The sequence below is a fragment of the Janthinobacterium sp. GW823-FHT01H08 genome (assembly GCF_058797855.1).
The window spans coordinates 379,145-395,059 of sequence record NZ_CM179504.1 but is presented as its reverse complement, the minus strand read 5'-3'; the positions used below and the strand labels follow the sequence as shown (position 1 = coordinate 395,059).

The 15,915-nt window shown below is 60.6% G+C and carries 18 protein-coding genes; 8 read left to right on the top strand and 10 right to left on the bottom strand.

Annotated elements, in window-relative coordinates; translation table 11 throughout:
• Positions 1-19 precede the first annotated feature (19 nt).
• From AC3RCG_RS01700 to AC3RCG_RS01690, 3 genes are all read right to left on the bottom strand, one after another.
• A complete protein-coding gene (locus AC3RCG_RS01700) occupies positions 20-535 on the bottom strand; it encodes a hypothetical protein (RefSeq protein WP_070288890.1) in 516 nt (171 codons plus the stop codon).
• A 120-nt stretch (positions 536-655) separates the two neighbouring features.
• Positions 656-2,287: an NAD(P)-binding protein gene (locus AC3RCG_RS01695; RefSeq protein ID WP_492402457.1), complete on the bottom strand. Its 1,632-nt coding sequence runs from the start codon at positions 2,285-2,287 to the stop codon at positions 656-658.
• Complete coding sequence (locus AC3RCG_RS01690; protein WP_492402458.1) at positions 2,287-3,798, bottom strand: polyamine aminopropyltransferase; 1,512 nt, start codon at positions 3,796-3,798, stop codon at positions 2,287-2,289. The genes AC3RCG_RS01695 and AC3RCG_RS01690 overlap by 1 nt, the downstream gene beginning before the upstream one ends.
• A 60-nt stretch (positions 3,799-3,858) precedes the next feature.
• Here AC3RCG_RS01690 and AC3RCG_RS01685 point away from each other — a divergent pair, with 60 nt between their 5' ends.
• From AC3RCG_RS01685 to AC3RCG_RS01650, 8 genes are all read left to right on the top strand, one after another.
• Positions 3,859-4,245 carry a DUF350 domain-containing protein gene (locus AC3RCG_RS01685; protein WP_492402459.1) on the top strand — a complete coding sequence of 129 codons (387 nt, stop codon included), beginning with the start codon at positions 3,859-3,861 and terminating at the stop codon, positions 4,243-4,245.
• Between the two features lie 30 nt (positions 4,246-4,275).
• The gene (locus AC3RCG_RS01680) at positions 4,276-5,310 is read left to right on the top strand and encodes an SPFH domain-containing protein (RefSeq protein WP_070218935.1); all 1,035 of its coding nucleotides are present in this window, start codon (positions 4,276-4,278) and stop codon (positions 5,308-5,310) included.
• 20 nt (positions 5,311-5,330) lie between these two features.
• On the top strand, positions 5,331-6,797 hold the full coding sequence (locus AC3RCG_RS01675) for a DUF4178 domain-containing protein (protein WP_492402460.1): 1,467 nt from the start codon (positions 5,331-5,333) through the stop codon (positions 6,795-6,797).
• Positions 6,790-6,975, top strand: a complete 186-nt coding sequence (locus AC3RCG_RS01670; RefSeq protein WP_492402461.1) for a hypothetical protein — start codon at positions 6,790-6,792, stop codon at positions 6,973-6,975. The genes AC3RCG_RS01675 and AC3RCG_RS01670 overlap by 8 nt, the downstream gene beginning before the upstream one ends.
• Before the next feature lie 2 nt (positions 6,976-6,977).
• Entirely contained in the window at positions 6,978-7,343 is a 366-nt protein-coding gene (gene speD / locus AC3RCG_RS01665) for an adenosylmethionine decarboxylase (protein WP_492402462.1), read from the top strand.
• 69 nt (positions 7,344-7,412) lie between these two features.
• Positions 7,413-7,967, top strand: a complete 555-nt coding sequence (locus tag AC3RCG_RS01660) for a hypothetical protein (protein ID WP_492402463.1) — start codon at positions 7,413-7,415, stop codon at positions 7,965-7,967.
• Between the two features lie 275 nt (positions 7,968-8,242).
• Entirely contained in the window at positions 8,243-9,307 is a 1,065-nt protein-coding gene (rsgA, locus tag AC3RCG_RS01655) for a ribosome small subunit-dependent GTPase A (RefSeq protein ID WP_492402464.1), read from the top strand.
• A gap of 140 nt (positions 9,308-9,447) precedes the next feature.
• On the top strand, positions 9,448-10,035 hold the full coding sequence (locus tag AC3RCG_RS01650; protein WP_492490404.1) for an HI_0983 family protein: 588 nt from the start codon (positions 9,448-9,450) through the stop codon (positions 10,033-10,035).
• A gap of 69 nt (positions 10,036-10,104) precedes the next feature.
• On the opposite strand, the gene AC3RCG_RS01645 is transcribed toward AC3RCG_RS01650, so the two are convergent.
• The 7 genes from AC3RCG_RS01645 to atpE form a co-directional block, all read right to left on the bottom strand.
• Positions 10,105-10,524 (bottom strand): F0F1 ATP synthase subunit epsilon, encoded by a 420-nt coding sequence (locus AC3RCG_RS01645; RefSeq protein WP_065307860.1) that lies wholly within the window; start codon positions 10,522-10,524, stop codon positions 10,105-10,107.
• Between the two features lie 62 nt (positions 10,525-10,586).
• A complete protein-coding gene (gene atpD, locus AC3RCG_RS01640) occupies positions 10,587-11,987 on the bottom strand; it encodes a F0F1 ATP synthase subunit beta (RefSeq protein WP_034752705.1) in 1,401 nt (466 codons plus the stop codon).
• A 29-nt stretch (positions 11,988-12,016) separates the two neighbouring features.
• Positions 12,017-12,892, bottom strand: coding sequence for a F0F1 ATP synthase subunit gamma (gene atpG, locus AC3RCG_RS01635; protein ID WP_070218929.1), 876 nt, complete (start codon positions 12,890-12,892; stop codon positions 12,017-12,019).
• 62 nt (positions 12,893-12,954) lie between these two features.
• Complete coding sequence (gene atpA, locus AC3RCG_RS01630) at positions 12,955-14,496, bottom strand: F0F1 ATP synthase subunit alpha (RefSeq protein ID WP_034752701.1); 1,542 nt, start codon at positions 14,494-14,496, stop codon at positions 12,955-12,957.
• 78 nt (positions 14,497-14,574) lie between these two features.
• Positions 14,575-15,120, bottom strand: coding sequence for a F0F1 ATP synthase subunit delta (locus AC3RCG_RS01625; protein WP_034752699.1), 546 nt, complete (start codon positions 15,118-15,120; stop codon positions 14,575-14,577).
• Positions 15,121-15,122: 2 nt separating this feature from the next.
• Positions 15,123-15,593, bottom strand: a complete 471-nt coding sequence (locus tag AC3RCG_RS01620; RefSeq protein ID WP_034752697.1) for a F0F1 ATP synthase subunit B — start codon at positions 15,591-15,593, stop codon at positions 15,123-15,125.
• A 43-nt stretch (positions 15,594-15,636) separates the two neighbouring features.
• Complete coding sequence (gene atpE / locus AC3RCG_RS01615; protein WP_034752695.1) at positions 15,637-15,915, bottom strand: F0F1 ATP synthase subunit C; 279 nt, start codon at positions 15,913-15,915, stop codon at positions 15,637-15,639.

Genomic DNA, 15,915 nt, shown 5'->3' with positions numbered 1-15,915 from the left:
TTTTATTCCATTCACATCATCAATATGATTTCAGCAAGCCACCACGAAGCTTTCGCAACGAAAGATACCCACCACTGACCACGAAAACACCTTCCTCGTTCCTGATCTCGATATTGCCCTCATCCCAGCGCAGCAAGCGCGGCAAATTCTGCCGATAGATAACGATGCCAGTATGGCGCGCTTCCTCGACATAATGCATTTTTAACAGACGCACTTCTATTTCCCCAAGCATGCCAAGTCCATTATCCCGTACCTTGAATGCGGCCGGAAGGACGGCTATCAGCGAGAACGACGATCCTATCCCCGCCCCCAGCAATACCACCTCAAGTGGCGCCTTCGATTCACGATCCAGAGAAAAAAGATAAGTGATGGCTACCATGCATATCAGCAGGGTAACGATCCAGGAAGTTGCCTGGGCCTTGGATTGAAACAGCACAAAGTAGCGCCACTTTGCTAGCGGAAAGAAAATAGACGTGACACTACGGCGTATTTTTTCCATCCTGCCGTCCTCAAACCGATGCTTTGTCTGCTTCATTTTCGCTCCATTGTTAACACAAAAAGAAAGCTGTCCGCACAAGCGGTACAGCTATTTATTATGTTTTGGAAAAAAATGAAGAGGTTGACAGAAATCATCTAAGGCGACTTTTGCATCGCGTCAGACAGCCGCCAGCCGCGCCGCCCTATCCCCCCACCATGCCGCCTCCTCGAACACGGAAAAGCCCGACAAATCCGCATGCGCGAACAGGATGGCGCCGTCGTGCTCGCGCAAGGCCTTCAAGCCCGCGTTGCTGCGAAATCCCGGCAAGGGTGCCGCCATGGCGTGGCCACGCACGGTGATGTCGACGCGCTCGACGCAGCTGGCAAAATCGCGCCCATACGCCGTCTTTAAATCGACGCTGGCCAGCGCCAGCAGTTCTTCGGGGCTGGCCGTGTCGAGCCACTTGCGCGCTTGCTGCGGCGTGCGGTCGGACAGGGCCACGTAAGCGCTGAAGACGGTTTTCTCGGGCGGGCGCACGCGGATGTCCTGGTGGGTGGAGACGACATAGCCGAGGCCCGGTTCCTGGTACACCACGTTGTCCCAGCACAGGGGCGCATGCGGCAGTTCGTCGGGAAAGCGTTTCAGTAGAAAATTCGCCACCAGCCACGGCGCATACGCGGGCGTATCGCGCTGCGCGTCGAAGCCATAATCGGCGATGTTCTTCACCACGCGCGCCGCCACGTACAGCGGCATGGCGCAGATGGCCTTGCGCGCCTTGACCAGGTAGGTACGCGGCTGGCCGTCGACCAGCTCCAGGCACAGCGCTTCCACGCCCTGTTTTGTGGTGGTCACGGACACCACGGTGCCCGCATGGCGCCGGACCTTGGACGCCTGTTCCATGGCCGTGGCGACCGGCTGCATGCCGCCCGGCCAGGTCAGCCAGGCGCCATTGCCCGCGTTGGCCGCCTGGCCCCAGCGGCTGCAGTAGTAATGCAGGCCGGCCCAGGCCGAGACCTGGTCGTAGCGCGTGCCGTAATCGTCGCGGCAGCAGTAATTCAGATACCAGTGCAGGGTGGGCGAGGTATAGCCTTCGCGCTCCATCCACTGCTTCAAGGTGATGGTGTCGAGCGCCTGCCAGGCCGGATCTTGCGACGACTCCACGGTAGGAAAAACGAAGACGCGCTTGCCATCGTTGCCATGCGCCTGGCGCAAACGCCGCACCTCGGCAAAGAAGCGCTCATGCTGCGCCAGTTCCGCAGGCGGCACGCCTTCGGTGGGAATGAAGCCGTCCTGCCAGTGGCCGTTGAACAGCAATCGCTCTTCCGGCGCGTGCAGGATGTAGCGCTCGTCGTAATATGGCTTTTCCGCCTGCGGATCGCGCTGGATAATCCCCAGGTCGAACAGGATCTCGCGCACATGGGTCGATTCGGGCGACGGCAACGGCAGGTAATGGCCACCGGTCGGATAAGCGAGGTCGCCGAAGTGGCCGCCGGCCGCGTTGCCATACGGCTGCGGGCCATCGATCATGAGAAAGTCCCCGTGCCCCAGCTTGTTCAGGCGCCAGGCGGCCGTCAGGCCCGCGATGCCGGAGCCGAGGATGGCCACGTCGGTCGTCAAGGTGCGTGCAGGCGGCGGCAGCGCCGTGCCCTCGCGCAGCAGCTTGCGCAAATAATGCCCCTCGCTGCGGCCCGGATACAGCACCTTGGGCGTGATTTCCTGCCAGCGCAGATACGCGGCGATGCTGCCGATGCCGGCGGCTGCCGCCGCGGTGCCGCCGGCGGCCCACAGCATGAAGGAGCGGCGCTGCATCAGCGGATCACCCGGTTCCAGTCCTGCTCGAATTCATGCACGAGCGACTGGGTATTCAAGCGGTTCGGCGCCATGGGCAGCGGCTGCATGTCGGGCGGGAAGATGAACATCTCGCGCGTGGTGTCCGCATTCAGGTAGCGCATCGGCAGGCGGTATTGCGTCGGCGGTGCGTAGTCGAGCTGGGGCGAGGCAAGGATAAAACCCCATTCGCCGAACGAAGGCACGTAGGCGTGGTAGGGCCAGGTGCGCATGCCCACTTCGCGCAGGGTCGAATTGATGGTCCAGTAGGCGTGCGGGGCAAAGAACGGCGACGTCGATTGCACCACCATCAGTCCCTTGGCCGCCAGATGCTTTTTCACCAGGTCGTAGAACGGCACCGAGTACAGTTTGCCGAGCGCGAAGCTGGACGGATCGGGGAAATCGACGATGGCCGCGTCGAACATGTCGCCGTTGTTGCGCAGCCAGACGGCGGCATCGGCATTGACGACGGTGACGCGCTTGTCCGAGAACGCGTTGTTATTTAACTTTGCCAGTTCCGGGCGCGTGGTAAACGCGGCCGTCATGGCAGGATCGAGGTCGACCACGGTGACGTGTTCGATCTGTGGATAACGGAGGATTTCGCGCAGCGCCAGGCCATCGCCGCCGCCCAGCACCAGCACGCGGCGCGCCCACGGCAGCGCTTCGAGCACGGGGTGCACCAGCGCCTCGTGGTAGCGGTACTCGTCGCGCGAGGAAAACTGCAGATTGCCGTTGATGTAGAGCCGCGTATCGTCCTTCCAGCGCGTGATCACCAGGCGCTGGTAAGGCGTCGTGGTGGAATACACGATCTGGTCGCCGAACAGGCCGTGCTCGCCCCAGGCCACCAGGCGGTCGGACATGGCAAAGCCGGCGACCAGCACCAGCATCACGGCGCAGGCGCGCAGGAAGCGCCCCGTGAGGTTCTTCAGCTCCGCGCGGAACACGTAAATCGTCCACAGGCCCACGCCCACGTTGAGCATGCCGAACAAAAAGCCCGTGCGCACCAGGCCCAGGTAGGGCGACAGCACCAGCGGAAACAGCAGGGAGACGGCCAGCGCCCCCAGGTAATCGAAGGTGAGCACGCGGCTGACCAGCTCGGAAAACTCCGTCTGGCGCGAGTTCAGGGCGCGCATCACCAGCGGCACTTCCATGCCGACCAGTGCGCCGATCAGGAACACCATCACATACAATAAGGTCCGAAAGGGCGCGGCCATCCACGAAAACGTCATGAACAGGATGGCGGCCGACAGGCCGCCGATCAGGCCCACGGCCAGCTCGATGTCGACGAAGCGCGAGAGCACGTCGTCGTCCCGCACATACTTGGAAAAGTGGGCGCCCACCCCCATGGCAAACAGGTAGCAGCCGATGATGGTGGAAAACTGCAGGATGGAATCGCCGAGCAGGTAGCTGGACATGGCGCCGGCGATCAGTTCATACGCGAGGCCGCAGGAGGCGACCACGAAGACGGACAAAATCAGAATCTTTTTGTTCATTGGACTTTTTTTTGTTCTAATATGCGTTGACGTTATCAAATACTCATTGCGAGGAAAGCCGTGCCCGCCATCCTAAACTATCTGATCCATCTTTTACTGGCCGCCGGGCTGTTGATTGTATTTTTTATCATCTACACGCGCGTCACGCCGTATAACGAAGTGCTGCTGATCCGACAGGGCAACCAGGCGGCGGCCCTGTCGCTGGGCGGCGCGCTGCTGGGCTTTTCCGCCACCATCGCCTCGTCCCTGATGCACACGGCCGACTACCAGCAATTCTTCGCCTGGGCCTTCGGCGCCATGGTGGTGCAATTGCTCGCGTATGTGGTCACCACGCGCCTGCTGCGCATGTCGAGGGATCAGATCGAATCGAACAACAGCGCCTTCGGCGGCCTGCTGGGCGCCATTTCGCTGTCGATCGGCGCCATCAACGCCGCCTGCATTTCCTGACACCGCTTTATTTATTCAAGGACATCCATCATGAGCCTCGGCAGCTTTATCAAGAAGCAGTTTATCGACGTACTGCAGTGGAACGAAGAGACGGAAGGCGTGCTGGCCTGGCGCTTCCCCATGCAGGATTTCGAGATCCAGAACGGCGCCATCCTGAATGTGCGCGAATCGCAGGTCGCCGTCTTCGTCAATGAAGGCAAGATCGCCGACGTCTTCGGTCCCGGCACGCACAAGCTGACGACGCAAACGTTACCGTTGCTGACCAACCTGAAAAACTGGGACAAGCTGTTCGATTCGCCGTTCAAGTCGGACGTGTATTACTTCAGCACGCGCGTGCAGACCGGCCGCAAGTGGGGCACGCCGCAGCCGATCACCATCCGCGACAAGGATTTCGACATGATCCGCGTGCGCGCCTTCGGCATGTATTCGTACCGCATCGCCGACGCCCGCACCTTCTTCACCGAGATCAGCGGCACGCGCGAAGTCTATACGCGCGACGAGGTGGAAGATCAGTTGCGCGGCATTCTGATGTCGAGTATGGCCAGCTCGCTGGGCGGCGCGAATGTCCCCTTCCTCGACATGGCGGCCAACCAGGCGCTGATGGCGCAAGAGGTCAAGGATGGCCTGGCGCAGGCGTTTGCCCGCTACGGCGTGGGCCTCGATGAATTCAACGTGGCCAGCATCAGCCTGCCCGAGGAATTGCAGGCGGCGCTCGACGAGCGTATTTCCGCCGGCATGAAGGGCGGCCTGGGCGCAGACAAGATGAGCGGCTACACCAAATTCCAGGTGGCCAACGCGATCCCGCTGGCGGCGCAGAACGAGGGCGGGATGGCCGGCATCGGCGCGGGCCTCGGCGCCGGGCTGTCGATCGGCCAGGTGATGGCGCAAAGCATGGGCGGTGCGCTGCAGCAGCCCGCCCCGGCCCCCGCTCCGGCGGCGCCACCTGCCGAGGAACCGATCGAGGCGCGCCTGGAAAAACTCAAGGGTTTACTGGACAAGGGACTCATTTCGCCCGCCGACTACGATGGCGCCAAGGCTGAACTGCTGAAAAAACTGATCGGCTGATTAGGGCGAAATACGACTGCATGCAAACTGTTTCCTGTCCCAGCTGCGGCGCGGAAGTGCATTTCCGCTCGCACGCTTCCGTGCTCGCCGTGTGCGAGTACTGCCACAGCACCATCCTCAAGGACGCCGATTCCGTCAGGGACGTGGGCAAGATGTCGGCCGTCCTGGAAGACTATTCACCGATCCAGATCGGCACGGCCGGCGTGCACGACGGCGTGCACTTCACCGTCGTCGGGCGCATCCAGCAGCGCTACAGCGCCGGCACGTGGAACGAGTGGTATCTGCTGTTCGACGACGCCAGCACGGCGTGGCTGGGCGACTCGTCCGGCCTGTACACGCTGACGCGCGAGCGCGGCACGCAGGATGCCCTGCCCGCCTTTGGCGAGCTGGCGCCGGGCAGGCGCTACACGATCTGCGGCGAGCCATACACGGCCGCCGAGATCCGCAATGCCGAATGCATCGCCGGCCAGGGCGAATTGCCGTTCAAGGTGGGCGCCGGCTGGCGCATCCAGGTGGCGGACTTCCGCAACTACGCGAGCTTCGTCACGCTCGACTACACGGATGGCCCGCAACCGGTCGTCTACCAGGGCGTCGCCGTCACCCTGGACAGTTTGCAATGCCAGCTGCTGCGCGACGACGAGGCCATCGCCAGGAGCGCCGGCAAGTACCGCGGCAAGCTCGATGCGCTCGACTGCCCCTCCTGCGGCAGCGGCATCCAGTACGTCCCTGGCGCCGCGGCGCAGCTCGTGTGTCCCGCCTGCCATGCGCAGCTCGATGCCAGCGGCCCGGAAGCGCAAGTGCTGGCCATCGGCAAGCAGGTGCACGAGAACGCCGACATCACGCTGGAGCTGGGCGCCAGCGCGAAGATCAGCAATGTGGATTTCACGGTGATCGGCATGATGCGCCGCGCCGACGACGAGGGCAGCGAGTGGAACGAATACCTGCTGTACAACGCGCGTGCCGGCTTCTTCTGGCTGGTGGAGACGGACGACGGCTGGTCGCGCTCGAACGTGCTGCCGAACTGGCCCAGCTGGGCCTCGCTGGACGCCGCCAGCTGCACGCTCGATGGCGCCACCTACCGCAAACTGTATGACTACGGCTCGCAGGTCGTGTATGCGGCCGGCGCCTTCAACTGGAAGGTGGCCGTCGGCGACAGCACGCGTGTGTTTGAATTCGAGCAGGGACAGACCAAGCTGGCGGCGGAACTCACGGGCGAGGAAATGACCTGGTCGCGCTCCGTGCCCGTCGCCTACGACCAGATGGCCGCCTGGTTCGGCGCCGCCTTCCATGGCGGCGACCAGGTGCGGAATATCCAGCTCAGTCACCGCGGCATCGCCAAGGTCTTCATCGTCATCGTACTGGTCTTGAATGCGATCCCCATGTTCGTGTCGTTCTCCAGCACCTTGATGTGGAGTTTGCTGGGCTGCCTTGCGCTGTTCCTGCCCGCCGTTTTCCTCGACAAGAATGCAAAGAATCCCCATGAGTAAATACGTGATCTACGCCCTGATGGTGACCTTCAGTGTCACGGCCGCCAACTGGGTGCGCATGTTCAAGGTGGCCGGCAGCGGCAGCAGCGGCAGCAGCGGCGGCAGCAGCTGGAGTTCGCGCACGGGCAGCGGCGGCGGCAGCTATGGCGGCGGCTCCAGCGGCGGCAGCCACAAATAAGCATGGCGTCCGCACCGCATCTGCCCCTGGGCATCCATCTGCTGGCCGACCTGTCGGGCATCGCGCCGGAACGCCTGCGCGATTGCGCCGCGCTCGAAGGCCTGCTGCGCGAGGCGGCCGTCGCGGCCGGCGCGCAAGTACTGCACGGCCATTTCCACAGCTTTGGCCCGGGCCAGGGCGTCACGGGCGTGCTGCTGCTGGCCGAGTCGCACATCTCGCTGCATACCTGGCCCGAAGTGGGCTTTGCCGCCGTCGATATCTTCATGTGCGGCGCGGCCCGGCCGCAGCTGGCGCTGGACATCATCCAGGCGGCGCTACAACCGGCGCATTGCCAGCTGCAGTCCGTGCGGCGCGCCCCGCCCGGATAGGCCTGGCGTCGCTGGTGGATCGCGCGGGGATCGCTTACACTGTCGGCTGATCCCCCAACCGTGACTCCCATGCGCCGTTCCGCCCTCCTTGCCCTGCCCCTGCTGCTGCTGGTTTCCGCCTGCGATGACTACACGGCGCCCAGCCTGTACCAGGCCACCACGCCCGAGTGCAAGACGTGGACGGATGGCTCGCGTTTCGAACTGCCGCGCGGTATCAGCATCTACGCCACGCCACCTGTCACCCTGAAAGAAGGCGGCACGGAGCTGGCGCTGATTTTTACCTTGCCCGTCGGCACCCAAGCCAGTTTTACGCGCCTGTCCTTCCTGCTGGAAGAACCGAAAAAGCCGCCTTTCGCGGAAGCCAAGATACTCACCATTTACCAGCGCGGCATGAACCAGAAGGCGGAGATCGTCGACGTCATCGAGCAGTTGCCCATCATGTTTGCCGCCGTCGGCAACAGCAAGGAAACCCAGTGGCGCTTGCGCCTGCAACTGCCGCGCCAGCTGCCGCAGCGCTTTGATCTGTCCATGCCCGACATGCTCGTCGGCGGCAAGCACTATCCGGTACGCACGTTTACGTACCGCTATTTCCCCGAACGCCAGGCATACGGCATGTGCAGCTGAGCCACACCATCCATTGACGGCGGCGCATGCCGCTGGCACACTGGCGTTTTCCATCACACAACAGGAGTAGACAACATGCGCCATTCGGATACTGCCGTGCTGTCGGCTGCCTGATCACTGTTTTCCCCTGCTAAGCCTTTTTAGCTCGCCATTCCCCATACGCGTGATCGCGTAGCCGACTTCCCTTCTTTCGTGCCAGTCATCGCGACTGGCGGTGCCTGCACGCGCAGGCTATACGTCCGCATGCGGACGACAGAATTTGGAATCACGCTACCATGATCGCATTCGATTTTGCGCAACTACGCCTTATCGGACTGCAGCAGGCTATCGCCGGCGCGGCCACCCAACTCAACGTATCTTCCACCACCGCGCAGCTGATGCGCGTGAGCGCCGTGCACCGCGACAGCATCGGCGTGCACGACGGCAGCCTGGAACAGCCGGCGCAGATCCTGCCACGCCTGCTGCACGCGCTGCTGGAACACGACACCATCCTTGCTGTCGGCGACTGGATCGCCGCCGAACCCGATCTTCACGGCACGCTGTGGATAACGGCGCACTTATCCCCAGTCACGCAGATCGCCCGGCGCGGCAATGACGGCCGGCGCCAGGTGCTGGCCAGCAATATCGACACGGCCCTGCTGGTGATGGGACTCGACGAGGATTTTAATCCGCGCCGCCTGGAGCGTTACCTGGCCATCGTGCTGGCGGCGCACGTAACGCCCGTGGTGGTGCTGAGCAAGGCCGACGTGGCCGACGACGTGCCGGGAAAACTGGCCCAGCTCAGGCAGCGCCTGCCGCCCCACGTGCCGCTGTTCGCCATCGATACGCGCCACGCGTATGACGTGGCCATCCTGGAACCCTGGCTGGGTGCCGGCCAGACCCTGGTACTGTTCGGCTCATCGGGCGCGGGAAAGTCCAGCCTGACCAATACCTTGTGCGCGGCGGATCAAGCGACCAACGGCGTGCGCCACGGCGACGGCCGCGGCCGGCACACGACAACGGCCCGCTCGCTGCACCTGTGTGCGGATGGCGCCTGCATCATCGACACGCCGGGCTTGCGCAGCTGGCGCGCCGACGCCGATGCGCAGACCCTGGCGGCCACGTTCGACGACATCGCGGCGCTTGCCGCAACGTGCCAGTTTCGCGATTGCCAGCATGCCAGCGAACCCGGTTGCCAGGTGCGTGGCGCCGTCGATGCGGATCGCCTGCGCAACTATCACAAGCTGCTGCGCGACGCGCGCCGCAGCGAGGAGACGCCGCTCGAGCGCATTGCCGCGCGCGCCAAGTGGAAAGTGACGATGAAGGCCTTCAGGCAACGTGACAAGGATGGAATGGCGTGAACAGCCGAGCCGCAGCCAGGATGCTGGAATATATCAAAGTTGCAATTGAGAAATATGCAAGGTATAGTCAAATGCACTACCAACAGAGATGCCCCGCACGCAATGCGCGCGGTCCGCCAGCCATGACATGAGGATGCACTGTGTTCAAGGGAAAAACCGTTTTACTACTGAGTACATTGTCAGCTTGCCTGTTCGCCAGCAGCTCGCTGTTCGCGCAGAAGCTGATCGTGCCGCAAGAGATTCACCATGCCGACAAAGTCTACACGCTGGCGTTTACCGCGCCGCAGGGTCGCAACAGCAAACGGGCCTTGTATGAATATACGACGAATGGCGAAGCGGTGGAAAAATGGAGCAGCCTGATTACCATACTCTACGAAGGCAATTCCAAGACCGATCCCTTGGACTTCTCGGCCGCCCTGCTCAAGTCGCTGGCAGCCACCAAGCCGGAACCCATTTCCTCCGTCACTGTCGAGAACGGCCACGTGCTGATGCGGTCGGTATATGAACCGGATGCGGCCAATCCCGTGTATGAATCGAACGTCAGCAAGAGCTTTCATGGCGCTGCCGCCTGTGGTGGCCTGCTGCAGTTTCAATATGCGGTAAAGACACCGGCGGGCGCGGACCAGTCAGCGGCTGGCAGGCAGGCTAGCCTGAAGCTGGTCAATGAGGGCAATGCCAGCCTGGCTGCCCAGTTGCGCGATAGCGCCTGGAAGCCAAGCTGCGAATAAGCCAGGCGGCTGAAGCATAAAAAAAGGCAGCCCGCAGGCTGCCTTTTTGTATTACTGCGTGCGAGCAAATTAATGCTTGCGCAGCTTCTGGATCGCTGCCAGCTGCGCAATCGCGCTGGCCAGCTCGGCTTGCGCTTGCGCGTAGTCGATGCCCGAATCCTTGTTGTGGATATTTTCTTCCGCCAACTTCTTCGCTTCCAGCGCTTTCGCTTCGTCTAGGTCGTGACCGCGGATCGCGGTATCGGCCAGGACGGTCACGGTATCCGGTTGCACTTCCAGCAGGCCGCCGGCAACGAAGACGAACTCTTCTTCAGCCTGGCCGACTACCTTGATGCGGACCGCGCCCGGACGGATGCGGGTAATCAAAGGCGTGTGGCGTGGGTAGATACCCAGCTCGCCCTGTTCACCCGGCAACGCGACGAATTCTGCTTCGCCTGAAAAAATCAGTTCTTCAGCGGAAACCACGTCAACGTGAATTGTGTGTGCCATGTGTGTCCTATCGGGTTGAAGAACCCCGCCGTCTAACGGGCGGGGTTAGGCCCAGACTTAACTTAGTTAAGTTTCTTGGCTTTTTCGATTGCTTCTTCGATCGTGCCGACCATGTAGAACGCTTGTTCCGGCAGGTGATCGAGTTCGCCCGAAGCGATCATTTTGAAGCCCTTGATCGTGTCTTTGAGCGAAACGTATTTACCAGGCGCGCCGGTAAAGACTTCAGCGACGTGGAAAGGCTGCGACAGGAAACGCTGCATCTTACGTGCACGGGCAACCAGCAGTTTGTCTTCCGGTGCCAGCTCGTCCATACCCAGAATCGCGATAATGTCGCGCAATTCCTTGTAGCGTTGCAGGGTCGTTTGCACGGCACGCGCGGTGTCATAGTGCTCTTGACCAACGATCAACGGATCGAGCTGACGCGAGGTCGAATCCAGTGGGTCCACGGCTGGGTAGATACCCAGGGAAGCGATGTCACGCGACAGCGCAACGGTCGAATCCAAGTGAGCAAACGTGGTAGCAGGCGACGGATCGGTGTAATCATCGGCTGGAACGTAGACGGCCTGGATCGAGGTGATCGAACCGGTCTTGGTCGACGTAATACGCTCTTGCAGACGGCCCATTTCTTCCGCCAGGGTCGGTTGGTAACCCACAGCCGACGGCATACGGCCCAGCAGTGCCGACACTTCGGTACCGGCCAGCGTAAAGCGGTAGATGTTGTCGACGAAGAACAACACGTCCTTGCCTTCATCACGGAACGATTCAGCGATCGTCAGGCCGGTCAGCGCGACGCGCAGACGGTTACCTGGCGGTTCATTCATCTGACCGTAGACCATCGCCACTTTGGAGTTCTCTGGGTTTTCCAGATCGACCACTTTCGCGTCAGCCATCTCGTGGTAGAAGTCGTTACCTTCACGGGTACGCTCACCGACGCCGGCGAACACGGACACGCCGCTGTGCGCTTTGGCGATGTTGTTAATCAGTTCCATCATGTTCACGGTCTTGCCTACGCCAGCGCCGCCGAACAGACCAACTTTACCGCCTTTTGCAAACGGGCACACCAAGTCGATCACCTTGATGCCGGTTTCCAGCAGTTCTTGCGATGGCGACAGTTCGTCGTATGCGGGAGCGGTGCGGTGGATCGACGCGATCTGCTCGTGCGACACGGGGCCGCATTCGTCGATCGGGTTGCCCAGCACGTCCATGATGCGACCCAGGGTTGCTTTACCGACTGGCACCATGATAGGTTTGCCGGTATTTTGAATCATCATGCCGCGACGCAGGCCATCGGACGAGCCGAGTGCAATGGTACGGACAATGCCGTCGCCCAACTGCTGTTGTACTTCCAGGGTCAGTTCCGAGCCTGCCATCTTCAAGGCATCAAATACCTTAGGCATCGCGTTGCGGGGAAACTCAACGTCCACCACAGCGCCGATACACTGAACGATTTTGCCATCAGCCATGTTCGTTCCTTCAATATAGTTAAATTCGTTTAAACCGCAGCCGCACCGGCGACGATTTCGGAGAGTTCTTTGGTAATCGCAGCTTGGCGGGTCTTGTTGTAGATCAGCTTCAATTCGCCGATCACACTACCCGCGTTGTCGCTTGCAGCTTTCATCGCGACCATCCGTGCCGATTGCTCGGACGCCAGATTCTCCGCGACTGCCTGGTACACCAGCGCTTCTACATAGCGCTCCAGCAATTCGTCGATGATGCTTTGTGCATCCGGCTCGTAGATGTAATCCCACGAGTGTGCGCTCTTGTCGGCGACCATTTTGTCAGCCGTCAACGGCAGCAACTGTTCGACCACTGGTTCCTGCTTCATCGTGTTGATGAATTTGGTGTAGCACAGGTACACTGCGTCGAGCTTGCCAGCCTGGAATTCTTCGAGCATGACCTTGACAGGTCCGATCAATTTATCCAGGTGCGGCGTATCACCGGTTTGAATGGCAGAGGCGACGATCTTGACGCCGATGCGATTCAAAAAACCCAAACCCTTGTTACCGATGGCAACTGCTTCAATCCGGTTGCCAGCTGCTTCCAGCTCGCGCGACTTCGACGTCACCTGGCGCAGGATGTTGGTGTTCATGCCGCCGCACAGACCTTTGTCGGTCGTGACAACGATGAAACCCACTGCCTTCGCTTGCGTACCCTGGGCAACTGCCAGGAACGGGTGCGTGTATTCCGGATTGGCGTTCGCCAGATTGGCGGCGATATTCCGAATCTTGTCACTGTAGGGACGAGCGGCCCGCATCCGGTCTTGCGCCTTGCGCATTTTGGACGCGGCGACCATTTCCATCGCCTTGGTGATCTTCTTCGTATTCTCTACGCTCTTGATCTTGCCTCGTATCTCTTTGCTTGATGCCATGAGTCCTTACTCCTTCTGCGCGTAGGGCGGCGCCTCACTCGAGGTGGGCGCCGCCTGGCCGCTTAATATGCGCCGGATTTCTTGAAATCAGCAATGGCCGCCGACAGAGTTGCTTCGCTGTCTTTGTCGAGTTGCTTGGTTTCTTCGATCTTGGCCAGCAGAGCAGCTTGCTTGGTCTTCATGTAAGCGTGGACACCAGCTTCGAACGACAGCACTTGCTTGACTGGCACGTCGTCCATGAAGCCTTTGTTCACCGAGAACAGCGATACGGCCATCAGCGAGATCGACAGTGGCGAGTACTGGGCTTGCTTGAGCAATTCCGTTACGCGGGCACCGCGGTCCAGCTGCTTGCGGGTCGATTCATCCAGGTCCGAAGCGAACTGCGCAAACGCGGCCAGTTCACGGTACTGCGCCAAGTCGGTACGGATACCGCCGGACAGGTTTTTGATGACCTTGGTCTGGGCGGCGCCACCGACGCGCGATACGGAAATACCGGCGTTAATCGCAGGACGGATACCGGCGTTGAACAGCGAGGTTTCCAAGAAGATCTGACCGTCGGTAATCGAAATCACGTTGGTTGGAACGAATGCGGACACGTCGCCAGCTTGCGTTTCAATGATCGGCAGTGCCGTCAGGGAACCGGTCTTGCCTTTGACGGCGCCGTCGGTGAACTTCTCGACGTAGTCGGCGTTCACGCGTGCTGCGCGTTCCAGCAGGCGGCTGTGCAGGTAGAACACGTCGCCTGGGTACGCTTCGCGACCTGGTGGACGGCGCAGCAGCAGCGAGATTTGACGGTATGCAACAGCTTGTTTGGACAGATCATCGTAGACGATCAGTGCATCTTCACCGCGGTCACGGAAGTATTCGCCCATGGCGCAACCGGAGTACGGCGAGATGTATTGCATGGCGGCCGATTCCGAAGCGGAAGCGGCGACAACGATGGTGTATTCCATCGCGCCGTGCTGTTCCAGCGAGCGCACGATGTTCTTGATCGACGAGGCTTTTTGGCCAATCGCGACGTAGATACATTTCATGCCCTGGCCTTTTTGATTGATGATCGCATCAATCGCCACGGCCGACTTGCCGGTTTGACGGTCGCCGATGATCAGTTCGCGCTGGCCGCGGCCAACGGGAACCATCGCATCGATCGACTTCAGGCCGGTTTGCATCGGTTGCGAAACGGATTCACGGGCGATCACGCCCGGAGCGATTTTTTCAATCGCGGCCGTCAGTTTGGTCTCGATGGCGCCTTTGCCGTCGATCGGCTGGCCCAGCGCGTTGACAACGCGGCCGAGCAGCTCAGGACCGACTGGCACTTCCAGAATGCGGCCGGTGCATTTCACCGTGTCGCCTTCGGAGATGTGCTCGTAGGCACCCAGAATCACGGAACCGACGGAGTCGCGTTCCAGATTCATTGCCAGGCCAAACGTGTTGCCTGGGAATTCCAGCATCTCGCCTTGCATCACGTCCGACAAACCGTGGATGCGGCAGATACCGTCGGCAACGGAAATAACCGTGCCTTGATTACGCACTTCAGCGCCGCCGTCAAGACCTTGGATCCGGCTCTTGATCAACTCGCTGATTTCAGATGGGTTGAGTTGCATACTAACTCCTAAAAGTGTTTCTCTCAGCTTGCGCGAGGGGTAAGGGTCTGTCTAAGCTGGCCTGCCGAAGCGCGTGTCTTACGACACCAGTGCAGCGTGCAGTTGCTGCAGCTTGGCGCGCACCGAGGTATCGAGCACTTGGTCGCCAACAACCACGCGCACGCCGCCGAGCAGCGATGGATCCACTGTGACGGCAGGGTTGAGCTTACGACTGAATTTCTTTTCCAGCGTTGCGACCAGCTCGGCCGTTTGGCCTTCGCTCAGATCGAAAGCGCTCGTGATCTCGGCGTCAGCCGCACCTTCCAGGCCATTTTTCAAGGCATGGAATTGCGCGCCGATTTCCGGCAGCAGGCTGATGCGGCCATTTTCGATCAACATCGTGACGAAGTTTTTCACTTCCTCATTGAGCGGCGATTTCAACAACGACAGGATGGTGGCGGCGACGTCGCTTTCCGAAACCTTCGGATTGCGCGCGTACGCCTGTACCTCGGGGTGGCTACCGATCTGTGCCAGTTCGGACACCAGCTCGGACCACGCCGCGAGGTTGCTTGACTCCTTACCAGCTTGGGCTACGCGGAACAAAGCTTCCGCGTAGGGACGGGCGACGGTTGCGAGTTCTGCCATGATTACAGCTCGACAGCAAGACGCTGCAACATTTCGGCGTGAGCCGTAGCGTTGACTTCACGCTTCAGGATCTGCTCGGCACCCTTGACAGCCAGGTCAGCCACCTGAGCGCGCAATTGTTCGCGTGCTTTCGACAGTTGCTGTTCGGCGTCCGACTGGGCTTGCGCAATGATACGCGCAGCTTCAGCTTGTGCATTTTGCTTGATCTCTTCAGCAACCAGCTGCGCGCGCTTTTCAGCGTCCGCAACGCGCTGCGACGCTTCTTCACGTGCACTGTTCAATGCCTCTTGCGCACGCTTTTCAGCGACTGCCATCGAAGCCTGACCTTGATCGGCCGCAGCCAATCCATCCGCGATTCGTTTGGCACGCTCATCCAGCGCGTTGTTCAGCGCTGGAAATACGAACTTCATCGAGAACCAGACCAACACCGCGAAGGTGATCATCTGGCCGATGAGCGACATATTGATGTCCATACCTTTGCTCCTAACTAAAAGTTTCTCCTAGGGTTGGAGCGAATTACTGAGCAACAGCCGTCAGAGCGGACAGGAACGGGTTAGCGAACGTGTACAGCAGAGCAACACCAACGCCGATCATCGAGATAGCATCCAGCAGACCAGCGATAACGAACAGTTTGGTTTGCAGTTGTGGCATCAGTTCTGGTTGACGTGCCGAAGCTTCCAGGAATTTGCCACCCAAGATAGCGAAGCCCAGAGCGGTGCCGATTGCGGCCAGGCCGATGATGATTGCTGCTGCCAGAACGGTCATGCTTTGTACTTGTGCGATCAGAGCTTGCAT